We start from the raw sequence: 12,888 nt of genomic DNA, 5'->3' as shown, positions 1-12,888 counted from the left end.
GCGGGCCGCGATTCGCTCGCACCCTGTGACGCAGGCCGCATCGCTTCCCCTCCTGCGCTGGTAGAACGCGTGGTAGGGGTTACTCGCCCTCGAGCTGCGGGTCCGCTTCCAGATGGGTGAGCCCGTTCCACATCAGGTTCACCAGGTGGGCAGCCACCACTTCCTTCTTCGGCTCCCGGGTATCCAGCCACCACTGTGCCGTCATCGAGACCGAGCCGACCAGGGCCTGGGCGTACAGCGGGGCCAGTTCCGGGTCCAGGCCGCGGCGGGCGAAATCGCCGGCCAGGATCGAGGCGACCTGGCTGACCGCGTCGTTGAGCAGGCTCGAGTAGGTCCCCGTGCTGATCGCCGCGGGCGAATCCCGGATCAGGATGCGGAACCCGTCGGTGCGCTCCTCGACGTAGGCCAGCAAGGCCAGCGCGACCCGTTCGACGCGGACCCGGGAGCGGTTGTTGGTCAGCGACGAGGTGATGCCGTCGAGCAGGGCAGACATCTCCCGGTCGACGACCACCGCATACAAGCCCTCCTTGCCGCCGAAGTGCTCGTAGACCACTGGTTTGGAGACGTTGGCACGCTGGGCGATCTCCTCGATCGAGGTGCCCTCATAGCCTCGCTCGGCAAAGAGCGTCCGGGCGACGTCGATCAACTGGCGCCGGCGTTCGGTGCCGGTCATCCGCGCGCGCGGGGCCCTGGGCTCCTTCTCGGGTGCTGCCACCGCTTCAGGGTATTCCCCCGGTCGCTACGCTCCTGCCCGCCGGACCCATTCCCCCGTCGCTACGCTCCTGCCCGCCGGACCTATTCCCCCGTCGCTTCGCTCCTGCCCGCCGGACCTATTCCCCCGTCGCTTCGCTCCTGCCCGCCGGACCTATTCCCCCGTCGCTTCGCTCCTGCCCGCCGGACCTATTCCCCCGTCGCTACGCTCCTGCCCGCCGGACCTATTCCCCCGTCGCTACGCTCCTGCCCGCCGGACCTATTCCCTTGCACTAGAGTCTCAGGCGGATATTTCGGCCAGTCCGTCGTGGTGTAATCGGCAGCACCTCTGATTTTGGTTCAGATAGTTCAGGTTCGAGTCCTGGCGACGGAGCGAGCTCTTGGCGAGCGACCATTGAGCACGGAGCGAGCTCTTGGCGAGCGACCATTGAGCAGGGAGCGAGCTCTTGGAGACGCAGGTGAGCACAGACACCGAGCCAGCCGTGCTGGTCATCGCCGCGGGAGCCGGCACCCGCATGCGCTCCGACCTCCCCAAGGTCCTGCACACTCTCGGCGGCCGCAGCATGATCTCGCACGCGCTGCACGCCATCGCCGAGATCACACCCCGACACCTCGTCGTCGTGCTGGGCAAGGACCGGGAACGCATCGCCGCGGTCGTCGGGCAACTGGCGCTAGACCTGGACCGCCCCATCGAGGTGGCCGTGCAGGAGCAACAGCTGGGCACCGGCCACGCGACTCTGTGCGGGCTCTCGGGTCTGCCCGACGACTTCTCCGGCACCGTCGTCGTGACCGCCGGTGACGTGCCGCTCTTGGACGCGCCAACCCTGACCGAGCTGATCGCCAGCCACAACGCCGGACGCGCCGCAGTCACCATCGTCACCACGACCGTGCCCGACGCCACCGGCTACGGCCGGATCCTGCGCACCCAGGACGGCGAGGTCATCGCCATCGTCGAGGAGGCCGACGCCACCCCTCAGCAGCGGGCCATCCGGGAGGTCAACGCCGGCGTCTACGCCTTCGACATCGCCGCGCTGCGCTCGGCGCTGAGCCGGCTGTCGGCGAACAACGCCCAGCACGAGCTGTACCTGACCGACGCCATCTCGATCATCCGCGCCGACGGCCAGATCGTGCACGCCACGCACATCGACGACCACGCCCTGGTCGCCGGCGTCAACGACCGGGTACAGCTGTCCGAACTGGCCCGCGAGCTCAATCGCCGCGTGGTGATCGGCCATCAGCGCGCCGGCGTCACCATCGTCGATCCGCTGACCACCTGGATCGATGTGGACGTCGCCATCGGCCGGGACACCGTCATCCAGCCCGGCACGCAGCTGCTGGGTGCAACCCGCATCGGCGCTCGCTGCGAGATCGGGCCCGACACCACCCTGACCGATGTGACCGTCGGCGACGAGGCGTGTGTGGCCCGTACCCACGGCAGTTCAGCGGTCATCGGGGCCGGAGCCACCGTCGGCCCGTTCACGTTCCTTCGGCCCGGCACGAAGCTGGGCGATCAGGGCAAGCTCGGCGCCTTCGTCGAGACCAAGAACGCCGTCATCGGAACCGGCACCAAAGTGCCGCACCTGACCTACGTCGGCGACGCCGACATCGGCGAGTACAGCAATATCGGCGCTTCCAGCGTCTTCGTCAACTACGACGGCGAGAACAAGAGCCGCACCACCATCGGCTCGCATGTGCGCACCGGGTCGGACACCATGTTCGTCGCCCCGGTCCGCGTCGGCGACGGCGCCTACACCGGCGCGGGCACCGTCCTGCGTGAGGACGTGCCCCCGGGCGCTCTGGCGGTGTCGGCGGGTCCGCAGCGCAACATCGAGGACTGGGTGCTCGACAAGCGGCCGGGCAGCGCGTCGGCCGAGGCGGCCGCCAAGGCAAAACAAGCGACGGCGAGCGACAACCAAGAGTGACTAGCGTCGCCAGATGTTGCCTTTTTGGTAACCCGGGGACCTCGCACCGTACGATGAGCGCGTACCGACCTCCGACCGGCAAGGGCAGCACACAGTGGGCACGGACTGGACCGACAACCGCAAGAATCTGATGCTCTTTTCGGGCCGCGCGCACCCGGAGCTGGCCGAGCAGGTCGCCAAAGAGCTCGACGTTCAGGTCACCGCGCAGACCGCACGAGATTTCGCCAACGGCGAGATCTTCGTCCGTTTCGACGAATCGGTGCGCGGATGCGACGCCTTCGTCCTGCAGTCCCATCCCGCGCCGCTGAACAAGTGGCTGATGGAACAGCTGATCATGATCGACGCGCTCAAGCGCGGTAGCGCCAAGCGGATCACCGCGATTCTGCCGTTCTACCCCTACGCCCGCCAGGACAAGAAGCACCGCGGCCGCGAGCCAATCTCCGCACGCCTGGTGGCCGATCTGCTCAAGACCGCCGGCGCCGACCGCATCGTCTCGGTCGACCTGCACACCGACCAGATCCAGGGCTTTTTCGACGGTCCGGTGGACCACATGCGGGCCCAACCGCTGCTGACCGGCTACATCCGGGACAACTACAACTGCGAGAACGTCGCCGTGGTCTCCCCCGACTCCGGCCGCGTGCGGGTCGCCGAGAAGTGGGCCGACGCCCTGGGCGGAACCCCGCTGGCCTTCATCCACAAGACCCGTGATCCGAAGGTGCCCAACCAGGTGGTGTCCAACCGGGTCGTCGGCGAGGTCGAAGGCAAGACCTGCGTGCTCACCGACGACATGATCGACACCGGCGGCACCATCGCCGGTGCGGTCAAGCTGCTGTACACCGCCGGTGCCAAGGACGTGATCATCGCGGCCACCCACGGCGTGCTGTCCGATCCGGCCCGTGAGCGGCTGGCCGACTGCGGTGCGCGCGAGGTGATCGTCACCAACACCCTGCCGATCGACGAGGCCAAGCGATTCCCACAGCTGACCGTGCTGTCGATCGCCCCGCTGCTGGCCAGCACCATTCGGGCAGTCTTCGAAAATGGTTCGGTCACCGGCCTTTTCGACGGGGACGCGTAGGGAGAATCGGTGCCACGCTCGGCTGTCATCTACCACAACCCCCGCTGCAGTACGTCCCGCAAGACTCTGGAACTGTTGCGCGACAACGACATCGAGCCGACGATCATCGAATACCTGAAGTCGCCGCCGTCTCGCGCCGAGATCGCCACACTGATCGCCGACGCCGGGATCGACGTACGCACCGCGGTGCGCAAGCGGGAATCTCTCTACGGCGAGCTGAATCTGGCGCAGGCCAGCGATGACGAGTTGCTCGACGCGATGGCGGCCAACCCGATCCTCATCGAGCGCCCCTTCGTCGTGACCGGCAAGGGCACCCGCCTGGCTCGGCCGATCGACGCGGTCCACGAAATTCTGTGAGAGCGCTCGCGGCAGCCCTAGCCGTCGCGCTGACCATGACCGTGGCGGCGTGCGGGTCGACACCGCCGGACTATTCGTCGATCTGGTCGACGCCGGCCACGACGGCGCCGACGACCACGACGTCGAGCAAGCCCCAAACGATCTCGGAGTACCTCTACGGCGTCGGCGTCAACGGCGAGCAGATCCCGCTGGACAAGCTCACCGACATCAAGGTGACGCTGCCGCGGCCGCCGGGCTGGACCAAGTACAGCAACTCGAACTTCTCGCCCGGCACCGAGGTGATCGCGAAGAACAACACCTACCCGACGGCAATGGTGATCGTGTTCAAGCTCAGCGGCAACTTCGATGTGGCCGAGGCACTCAAGCACGCCAGCGTCGATGCCGAGATGTCGAAGAACTTCACCAAGCTCAACGAGTCCAGCAAGGACTTCGACGGGTTCCCATCGGCGATGATCGAGGGCAGCTACGACCTCAACGACAAGCGCCTGCACTCCTACAACCGGGTGGTCATCCCGGTCACCAAGGCGCCGGCCTTCCAGCGCTACCTGGTGCAACTGACGGTCACCACGCTGGCCAACCAGGCCGCGGCCGACGCCGACGACGTCGAGGCGATCATCCGGGGCTTCACCGTCGCGCTGACGTAGCCCCGTTACCGTGGGCGCCCTTACAGTGGTCGCCATGAGTTGGACCGCCGCCGATCTGCCGTCGTTCGCCGGCCGCAGCGCCATCGTCACCGGAGCCAACAGCGGACTGGGTCTGGTCACCGCCCGCGAGTTGGCCCGAGTGGGCGCGCACGTCATCCTGGCCTGCCGCAACACGGAGAAGGGCGCCGCGGCAGCAGCCGAAATGACCGGCGACGTCGAGGTGCGCGCGCTCGACCTGCAGGACCTGGCCTCGGTCCGCGCATTCGCCGAGGGCGTCGACCGCGTCGATGTCCTGATCAACAACGCCGGCATCATGGCCGTCCCGTACGCACTGACCAAGGACGGTTTCGAAAGCCAGATCGGCACCAACCACCTGGGGCATTTCGCCCTGACGAACCTGCTGCTGCCCAAGCTCACCAATCGCGTGGTGACGGTGTCGTCGTTCATGCACCTGCTGGGCAAGATCAGCATCAAAGACCTGAACTGGAAGGCCCGGCCGTACTCGGCGTGGCTGGCCTACGGCCAGTCGAAACTGGCCAACCTGCTGTTCACCAGCGAACTCCAGAAGCGCCTCGACGCCGCCGGATCGCCGCTGAAGTCGCACGCCGCCCACCCCGGCTACTCGGCCACCAACCTGCAGGGCCACACCGGCAACCGGATGGGCACCCGAGTCTGGGACCTCGGCAACAGCATGTTCGCCACCAGCGCCGACTTCGGCGCCCGCCAGACCCTCTACGCCGCCGCCCAGGAGCTGCCCGGCAACACCTTCATCGGCCCGAGGTTCGCCATGCGCGGCCCCACCGGCCCGTCACCGCGCAGCCCGCTGGCCCGCAACCAGGGCACCGCAAAGTCGCTGTGGCGACTGTCCGAGCAGCTCACCGGCATCGAATTTCCGCTCTGAGGCCCTGATCGGCTACCCTGGGTGCCGCGTCACGGCGAGGGTGGAGCAGCCACCGTTATCGACGAGGCTTCCAGTATTTGGTGCCTGCCTTCGCCGTGCAGAAGTCCACGACAGGCAACACAGGAGCACCGATCATGGCCAAAGGCGCCACCAACAATCTCACCGCCGACGTGCGGGACACCACCGGCAAGGGCGCCTCGCGCCGCGCGCGCCGCGAGGGCAAGGTTCCGGTCGTTCTCTACGGCCACGGCGCCGACCCGCAGCATCTCGAGCTCAACGCCCGTGACTTCGCCGCTGTCCTGCGGCACTCCGGCACCAACGCCGTCCTGACGCTCGACGTCGCAGGCAAGGAGCAGTTGGCCCTGACCAAGGCGCTGGCCGTGCACCCGATCCGGCGCACCATCCAGCACGCCGACCTGATCGTGGTCCGGCGCGGTGAGAAGGTCACCGTCGAGGTCCCCGTCAGCATCGAGGGTGAGGCCGCCTCCGGCACCCTGGTCACTCAGGACGCCAGCACCATCGAGATCGAGGCCGAGGCGCTGTCCATCCCGGAAAGCCTGACCGTGTCGGTCGAGGGCGTCGAGGAGGGCACCCAGATCACCGCCGGCCAGGTCGAGCTGCCCGCCGGTGTGATCCTGATCAGCGATCCCGACCTGCTGGTCGTCAACGTCGTCGCCGCGCCGTCCGCCGAGGAGCTGGAGGCCGAGGGCGGTGGCGAGTCGATCGAGGAGCAGGTCGCCGAGGCCGCTGCGGGCGAGGGCGAGTCGGCCGGGGCCGAGTAGGCGCGAGCCGTGGCCGATCCCCTTCTGGTCGTCGGCCTGGGCAACCCCGGACCGCAGTACGCCAAGACCCGGCACAATCTCGGCTTCATGGTGGCCGACCTGCTGGCCGGCCGGCTCGGCGCACAGTTCAAGGTGCACAAGCGCTCCGGCGCCGAGATCGTCACGGGGCGGCTTGGCCACCGGCCCGTCGTGCTGGCCAAGCCGCGCACCTACATGAACGAGTCCGGACGCCAGGTCGGTCCGTTGGCGAAGTTCTACTCGGTCAGCCCTGCCGACATCGTCGTCATCCACGACGAGCTCGACATCGACTTCGGCCGGATCCGGCTCAAGCTCGGTGGCGGCGAGGGCGGGCACAACGGGTTACGGTCGGTGGCTAACGCATTGGGCACCAAAGACTTCCAACGCGTACGCATCGGGATCGGTCGGCCGCCGGGCCGTAAGGATCCCGCCGCGTACGTCCTGGAGGCGTTCAACACCAACGAGCGCCCGGAGGTCCCCGCCATCTGCGAGCAGGCCGCCGACGCCACCGAACTGCTGATCGAGGTCGGTCTGGAGACCGCCCAGAACCAGGTACACGCCTGGTGAAGCTCCGTAAGAATTAGCCGCCGGGGCGTCAGGATTCCGTAGAGATCGCCGACGCCGCGGCTGCGGGGACGTAGACCTGAGTACGTGAGTATTTCCCGTGTTTGGGGTTCTTTCGATATCTACCCGGCGCGCTACGGCGTGGGCCGCTATCGCCTCGTCGTGTTCCCGCCCGGCATCGCCGCCCATGAGCGGCAGATGCTGCGGCTGTGGCGCGGCTGGCCGCTGTGGGGCGCCGCGCTGTGGCTGGGGCTTCAGGTCGGCGGCGCCGTGCTGGGCATGCCCGAGACGGCCCTGATCGGCGGCACGATGATCTACATCGCCGCCGGTGCGCTGGCGTTCGCGATGACCGGGGAGACCCGGATGCGGGTCCGCACACTGTGGGCCACCACGATCGCCGGATACAGCCACGCCGAGGTCGACGACCGCTACACGCGGCTGCGGGTCCTGGCCCGGGCACTGGATCAGGCCGATCTCGATCTAGAGGAAGGCCGGATCTCCGGACCCGAGCACGAGGCACGCTGGTGGCAGGTCTACGACGCCCTCGATGCGATGGCGCCGAGCCCTGCGCCTGCGCCCGCCGCCTCCGGGCGATGACAATCGGGATCTGTTCATCGCGACCGCCTGGTCGCCGGCTCGTCGGCCTCACCGCGGGCCAGCCAAAGTCCCAGCGCAAGCAGCGCGGCGACCTCGAATCCGGCGATCCCCCGTTCCACCAGGCCGAGCGGGATCAGTCGCCACCACGCTCGATCGGTCAGCACGCCGACCGCAATGGCCCCGAACAGCACCGTCAGCCAACAGATTCCGATCACCGCGAGCCACCGCGCCACCCGGGCGGCACCGGCTCGGCCATGCGCGATCACCAAGACCGCCGACGGTAGAGCGACGAAGGCCAGGATGGTCGCCACCCGGTGAACGGTCCCGGACGTGCTCGGCCCGACGACCCAGTCGTGCTTGGGAAACGCAACCACACCAACGAGGCCCAGCACCCAGAGCGTCAGCAACACCGAACCGGCCGATAGCGACCGAACCCGCCCGACTCGGATCAGTCCGTACAACAAGGCCGCCGAGGTGCCGGCCAGCACCAGCACGGCAATGACGAAAGCCCAACGGCCTGAGGTGTATACGTATTCGGAGATGGTCGCCGCGCGCAGTCGCCCACGCCGGCCCGGCTGGCCGCCCAGAGTGGCGTCGAGGGCGAGTACCACGGCCATCGCGACGACCGCACCGAACACAGCGATCCAGCCGAGCGCACGCGCCATCGACCCAGCCTACGCGCGCCCCCGGATCCCGCTGTCGACGATCTTGACCGGTTTGTGCGGGAAGCGCCGCTCGGCATGCGCCTTGGCGTCCGAACCCGGCAGGACGTAAAGGGTTTCAACCTTCTCCTGCAATGGTCGCAGGACCAGATCCATGAATCCCTTGCGATCGTCAAGGTAGGGCTCGATGACATCCTCGCCGGCCGGGCATACCGCCAGGCAGTAGGCGGCCTTGTAATTGGCCTTGAACGACAGGCTCTGCCACATCGAGGCATTCTCGGAATCGCTGACCCGGGAGCGGAAGTCGGCGGCATCCTCGCTGTCGGCGATAGTCTGCGCCCAGTCGGTGAACCCACCCATGAACTCGCGGTAGTTGTGCACCGAGCAGGCGACGAAGTCGAACTCGCCGTCCTTCTTGATCGCGCCAACCGGGCACGCCGCGACGCAGAGTTTGCATTCCAGACACGGCGAATAGTCCAGCGGCGCACCGTAACTACTAATCGGGGCGTCGACGAGAATGGTGGCCAGGAGAATGAAGTTGCCGAACCTGGGGTGGATGACGTTGCGATGGATGCCCATCACGCCCAGGCCCGCGGCCACCGCGACGGGTTTGTGGGCGACCACCCAGATCCGCCCGGGAAAGCGGTCCATCTCCATCGGGAAGGTGGCCGACGGGTTGAGTGCGCGGTGGCCGGCGTCCTGCAGCTCGCGGGTGATCCGGTGCGCGGCCTCGTTGATGATCTCGCCGCTGCGGTGGAACTCCTGGTTGGCGACACTGCGCGCGACCGACCGCACGTTGTCGCGGTTCATCCGCACCACCAGGGAGATGAAGCTCTTCGTCCCCGGCAGGGCGGCCTCGACATGCTCACGCTCGGAAGCCAACTCGGGGTTGTCGACGGCGGCGAACGCCACGTCGTCGGCGCCGGCGGCCAGGCAGACCTCGCGCAGCCAGTCGGCATCGATGACGCCCGGCGGTGGATCGGAGCGCTTCCTGGATCGCACGGCCTGCACCGTCGGGTGGTCGGTCAAACGGGGCGGCACGCTCATATCTGAGTACAGTACACCATACTCAGGTGGGTGACGCGTGGGCGGGCAATCAGCCCGCCCTACCCCCGATCGAACTCCCCACTCATGGCTGGCTTGCTTCGCGTGGCTGCCGACGCGCTCGTACTCGATGCCTGCGGCGGGTCGGTGACATAGATCGGTTCGGGCAATCCCGATGGCGTGGGCAGGTTTCCGGCACTGAGCTCGGCGCATTTCGCTGACCCGACCTCACACGTGTACGCCACCAGCACCGCGTGGGCGCCGGACATAGTGTCCGGGCTGTCGAACCACACATCCTTGAGCACATAGGTGGTATTGCCGTAGAGGATCTGCCAGTCGCCGTAGAACCGGTACACCGGTGTCTCGGTATAGAGGAACAGTTCCTCCCCGGGTTGAACGGTCTGAGTGGTGCTCTGCGAGTACGTCGCCGCCTCAGCCAGCGTCTTTCCCGTCGTTTCGGTGTAGGACGACGACACTTCGGCGCCCAGATCCCCCAGTTTGGCAGACGTCTTCCCCGACACGTTGACGGCGTATTGCCAACTGCTGGTCTGTGTTTCGGTAGTGCTAACGAGGTAGGTGTCGGTGCTGGGCGATGTGGTGAGGTTGACGTAGGGCGTGAATCCGTTGGGCAGGACGGGGTTGGAGTACCCGGTGTATTGCGGGCTGTGATAGGTGAAGATGCAGTTCGTCGCGCCCTCGACGCACAGGTCCCCGAGGTAGTCGGACTGCTGCTGGGCATTGTCCGCGCCAACGACGACGATCGTCCCGGGGGCATCCTCCAGGTAAGCGTCGGTTCCCGAACCCCCGCATTCGACACCATGGCTCGAGGAGCACGAGGCTCCTGCCGCGGTGAACGTAACGGTGTAGTAGAACGAACCGCCGTCCGAGCCGGCGAGCTTGGTATTGAGTTCAGAGATGGCGCCGGTGTAGGTGTTGCTCATGTCAGCGGTGTAAACCCAGTTGCCATCCGGGCTGACTACCAACGCCGCCGGTGAAGTCACCGACAACGGCATGGTCGACACCACGTTGTTGGTGGCAGTGTCGATCACTGACACCGTGCTGGTTCCTTGGTTCGCCACGTAGAGCCGGGAACCGTCGGAACTAACGCCCAACGATTGGGGGTATGTCCCCGAGACGGCGATCGTGGCCGAGACGGTGTTGGTGGCGGCTTGGATGACCGAGACCGTGTTGGCGTTGACGTTGGCGACGTAGACGAGAGAGCCGTCCGGGCTGACCGCCACCCGGTAGGGGCCGGTGCCGACGGGGATCGTCGCGAGGACCGCTCCGGTGGTGGTACTGATCGCCGAGACGGTATTGCTGTTGTACATCGTGGCGTAGAGGGTGGCGCCGTCCGGGCTCACGGCGAGCCAGGAGGCGCCGGGGGTGGAGGTGAGAGCGCCGACAACGCTCTCGCTGACCGTGTCGAGCACTGCGATGCCGTCGCCGGAAGCTACATAGACCCGCCCGCCGTCGGGACTGACCACCAGGGCCGACGGAGCCGTCAGGCCCCCCACCGTCGCGGTAACGGTGTTGTCGGTGGTATCGATCGTCGACACGGAGTTATCGAAAGTGTTGGCGGTATAAAGCTTTTTGCCATCAGTGCTGATCGCCAGTGCCCACGGGGCGCCACCGAACAGGTACGGCATTGGCGGCGGTGACCCGACCGGGATGGTGGCGACGACGAGGTTGGTCTGTGTATCGAGCACCGATACCCCGCCACCTCGCTGGTAATCGGTGTAGTCGAACATGTTCTGGCCGATGTAGAGATAGCGTCCGTCCGGGCTGATCGCCAGCGAGGTGGGTGTGTCGATGGGCAAGGCCTGAACCTGTCCGTAGTGATTGACGCCCGCCGGGTTCAAGCCGACGGTCACCTGTCCGCTCGGAACGACGAAGACCGCGGAATTCCCGACCTGGCCGGCGGGGGCGATCACAGTGCCGACGGCAGGTGACAGGGTCGCCTGGTTGACCGTGTATCCGGCGATCTGGATGGACTGATAGCCGGTGTTGATGACGTTGAATTGGTCCGAGTCGGTGCTGGAGCTCGCGGTAGCAGCGAGCGTGTCGCGGTCGACTGTGCCCGGTGGGACGACCTTCACCGGCACCGTGACGGTGGTGGCGGATCCGGGGAGCAGCCCGAACAGATTCTGCAGAGTCGGGGCGGTGTTGGTGACCCGCACGGTGAAGGTGTCGGCGCCGCCGGTGACGGCGAACAACGGGCGAGGCGTGTAAGAAAGGGCGTGTCTCATTGACTGTGTAAGGGGTTGGGCCTGAATGGTGGTCAGGCATACTGACCGCCGGACAGGAGTGAGTGTTGTCCCGATCTGATTCACGTGACGAGGCCGCTAAGCGGCTGTCGCAGGTGTTGCCGCCAGCAGCGGTAGACGCCTTGTTGGCTGATGCCGAGGCCTCGGGCACCCCGATTGATGGTCCCGAGGGGCTGTTGGCCCAGATGACCAAGGCTGTGCTGGAACGGGCTCTGGATGTTGAGATCGCCGATCACCTCGGTTACGAGCATGGCGATCCAGCCGGGAATGGCTCGGGGAATTCCCGTAACGGGCACGGCCGCAAGACCGTGCTGACCACCGCCGGCCCGGTCGAGCTGGAGGTTCCCCGCGACCGCAATGGCAGCTTCACCCCGGCGATCGTGCCCAAACGCAGGCGGCGCCTGGGCCAGGTCGAGGACATGATCTTGTCGCTGTACGCCCGCGGGATGAGCACCCGCGACATCACCGAGCACCTCGAGGAGGTCTACGGGGCCAGCGTGTCGGCGGCGACGATTTCGCGGGTCACCGATGTCGTGGTCGAGGAGATCGCGGCCTGGCAGTCCCGCCCGGTCGATCCGGTCTATCCGATCCTCTACATCGACGCGATCCGGATCAAGATCCGCGACGGCGGCGTGGTGGCCAACAAGGCCGCCCACATCGTGATCGGGGTCGACATCGACGGGATCAAGCAGGTCCTGGGGATCTGGATCCAGCAGAGCGAAGGCGCCAAGTTCTGGCACGGGGTGCTCACCGAGCTGCGCAACCGGGGCTGCCGCGATGCGTTGTTCGTCTGCTGCGACGGACTGACGGGCTTGCCTGAGTCCATCGCCGCGGTCTGGCCCCAGGCCGTCATCCAGACCTGCGTGGTGCACCTGCTGCGGGCCTCGATGCGCTACGCGTCCTACACCGACCGCCGGGCCATGGCCACAGCGCTGCGCCCGATCTACACCGCGGCCACCGAAGAGGCCGCCGCACTGGCGCTCGAGCAGTTCCGGACCGAATGGAAGTCCAAATCCCCTGGAGCCGTGGCTGTGTGGGACCGGGCGTGGACAGAGTTCACGCCGTTTCTGGCGTTCCCGGTGGAGATCCGCAAGATCATCTACACCACCAACGCGATCGAGTCGCTGAACTACCAACTCCGCAAAGTCACCAAAGCCCGCGGCTCGTTTCCCTCCGATGCTGCCGCGATGAAACTGCTCTATCTGGCCATCCGCAACATCAACCAGAAACGAGACAACCAAGGACAAGGAACCTACCGCTGGACCGAAGCGCTCAACAACTTCGCCATCCAATTCCCCGACCGACTCCCACTATGAGAACCGACCAATGACCAACCGGCCCGCACTC

At 66.7% G+C, this 12,888-nt stretch carries 13 protein-coding genes and 1 tRNA gene; 10 read left to right on the top strand and 4 right to left on the bottom strand.

Features of this window, described 5'->3' with window-relative positions:
• Positions 1-79 precede the first annotated feature (79 nt).
• A complete protein-coding gene (locus ADBZ9K_RS12720) occupies positions 80-673 on the bottom strand; it encodes a TetR/AcrR family transcriptional regulator (protein ID WP_526622599.1) in 594 nt (197 codons plus the stop codon).
• Positions 674-1,012: 339 nt separating this feature from the next.
• On the opposite strand from ADBZ9K_RS12720, the gene ADBZ9K_RS12715 reads away from it, so the two are divergent.
• The 9 genes from ADBZ9K_RS12715 to ADBZ9K_RS12675 all read left to right on the top strand — a co-directional run bounded on the left by ADBZ9K_RS12715 (position 1,013) and on the right by ADBZ9K_RS12675 (position 7,571).
• A tRNA-Gln gene (locus ADBZ9K_RS12715) sits at positions 1,013-1,084 on the top strand.
• Between the two features lie 85 nt (positions 1,085-1,169).
• Positions 1,170-2,633, top strand: coding sequence for a bifunctional UDP-N-acetylglucosamine diphosphorylase/glucosamine-1-phosphate N-acetyltransferase GlmU (glmU, locus tag ADBZ9K_RS12710; protein WP_526621028.1), 1,464 nt, complete (start codon positions 1,170-1,172; stop codon positions 2,631-2,633).
• Between the two features lie 94 nt (positions 2,634-2,727).
• Complete coding sequence (locus tag ADBZ9K_RS12705; RefSeq protein WP_526621027.1) at positions 2,728-3,708, top strand: ribose-phosphate diphosphokinase; 981 nt, start codon at positions 2,728-2,730, stop codon at positions 3,706-3,708.
• A 9-nt stretch (positions 3,709-3,717) separates the two neighbouring features.
• Complete coding sequence (arsC, locus tag ADBZ9K_RS12700; protein ID WP_526621025.1) at positions 3,718-4,065, top strand: arsenate reductase (glutaredoxin); 348 nt, start codon at positions 3,718-3,720, stop codon at positions 4,063-4,065.
• Entirely contained in the window at positions 4,062-4,709 is a 648-nt protein-coding gene (locus ADBZ9K_RS12695) for an LpqN/LpqT family lipoprotein (RefSeq protein ID WP_526621023.1), read from the top strand. Before arsC ends, ADBZ9K_RS12695 begins: the two co-directional genes overlap by 4 nt.
• A gap of 34 nt (positions 4,710-4,743) precedes the next feature.
• Entirely contained in the window at positions 4,744-5,610 is an 867-nt protein-coding gene (locus ADBZ9K_RS12690) for an SDR family oxidoreductase (RefSeq protein WP_526621021.1), read from the top strand.
• 134 nt (positions 5,611-5,744) lie between these two features.
• Entirely contained in the window at positions 5,745-6,392 is a 648-nt protein-coding gene (locus tag ADBZ9K_RS12685) for a 50S ribosomal protein L25/general stress protein Ctc (RefSeq protein ID WP_526621019.1), read from the top strand.
• A gap of 9 nt (positions 6,393-6,401) precedes the next feature.
• Positions 6,402-6,977: an aminoacyl-tRNA hydrolase gene (gene pth / locus ADBZ9K_RS12680; RefSeq protein ID WP_526621017.1), complete on the top strand. Its 576-nt coding sequence runs from the start codon at positions 6,402-6,404 to the stop codon at positions 6,975-6,977.
• A gap of 84 nt (positions 6,978-7,061) precedes the next feature.
• Positions 7,062-7,571 carry a DUF6611 family protein gene (locus tag ADBZ9K_RS12675; protein ID WP_526621015.1) on the top strand — a complete coding sequence of 170 codons (510 nt, stop codon included), beginning with the start codon at positions 7,062-7,064 and terminating at the stop codon, positions 7,569-7,571.
• A gap of 14 nt (positions 7,572-7,585) precedes the next feature.
• Here ADBZ9K_RS12675 and ADBZ9K_RS12670 read toward each other — a convergent pair whose 3' ends face one another.
• Genes ADBZ9K_RS12670 through ADBZ9K_RS12660 form a run of 3 tightly spaced genes read right to left on the bottom strand, consistent with a single transcriptional unit; the run spans position 7,586 to position 11,523 of the window.
• Entirely contained in the window at positions 7,586-8,236 is a 651-nt protein-coding gene (locus ADBZ9K_RS12670) for a DUF998 domain-containing protein (RefSeq protein WP_526621013.1), read from the bottom strand.
• Positions 8,237-8,245: 9 nt separating this feature from the next.
• Positions 8,246-9,280, bottom strand: coding sequence for an epoxyqueuosine reductase (locus ADBZ9K_RS12665; protein WP_526621011.1), 1,035 nt, complete (start codon positions 9,278-9,280; stop codon positions 8,246-8,248).
• A gap of 59 nt (positions 9,281-9,339) precedes the next feature.
• Entirely contained in the window at positions 9,340-11,523 is a 2,184-nt protein-coding gene (locus ADBZ9K_RS12660; protein WP_526621009.1) for a beta-propeller fold lactonase family protein, read from the bottom strand.
• Positions 11,524-11,627: 104 nt separating this feature from the next.
• On the opposite strand from ADBZ9K_RS12660, the gene ADBZ9K_RS12655 reads away from it, so the two are divergent.
• Positions 11,628-12,857 (top strand): IS256 family transposase, encoded by a 1,230-nt coding sequence (locus ADBZ9K_RS12655; protein ID WP_526622597.1) that lies wholly within the window; start codon positions 11,628-11,630, stop codon positions 12,855-12,857.
• Positions 12,858-12,888 lie beyond the last annotated feature (31 nt).

The organism is Mycobacterium sp. (genome assembly GCF_965229265.1).
Lineage (GTDB): Bacteria > Actinomycetota > Actinomycetes > Mycobacteriales > Mycobacteriaceae > Mycobacterium.
Note: the sequence above shows the minus strand (reverse complement) of the source record. Positions and strands in the feature narration are given on the sequence as shown.

Excerpts from the sequence above, each read along its gene's own strand:
- ADBZ9K_RS12720 (WP_526622599.1), bottom strand. The coding sequence starts at position 673 with ATGACCGGCACCGAACGCCGGCGCCAGTTGATCGACGTCGCCCGGACG.
- ADBZ9K_RS12690 (WP_526621021.1), top strand. The coding sequence starts at position 4,744 with ATGAGTTGGACCGCCGCCGATCTGCCGTCGTTCGCCGGCCGCAGCGCC.
- ADBZ9K_RS12685 (WP_526621019.1), top strand. The coding sequence starts at position 5,745 with ATGGCCAAAGGCGCCACCAACAATCTCACCGCCGACGTGCGGGACACC.
- ADBZ9K_RS12670 (WP_526621013.1), bottom strand. The coding sequence starts at position 8,236 with ATGGCGCGTGCGCTCGGCTGGATCGCTGTGTTCGGTGCGGTCGTCGCG.
- ADBZ9K_RS12665 (WP_526621011.1), bottom strand. The coding sequence starts at position 9,280 with ATGAGCGTGCCGCCCCGTTTGACCGACCACCCGACGGTGCAGGCCGTG.
- ADBZ9K_RS12660 (WP_526621009.1), bottom strand. The coding sequence starts at position 11,523 with ATGAGACACGCCCTTTCTTACACGCCTCGCCCGTTGTTCGCCGTCACC.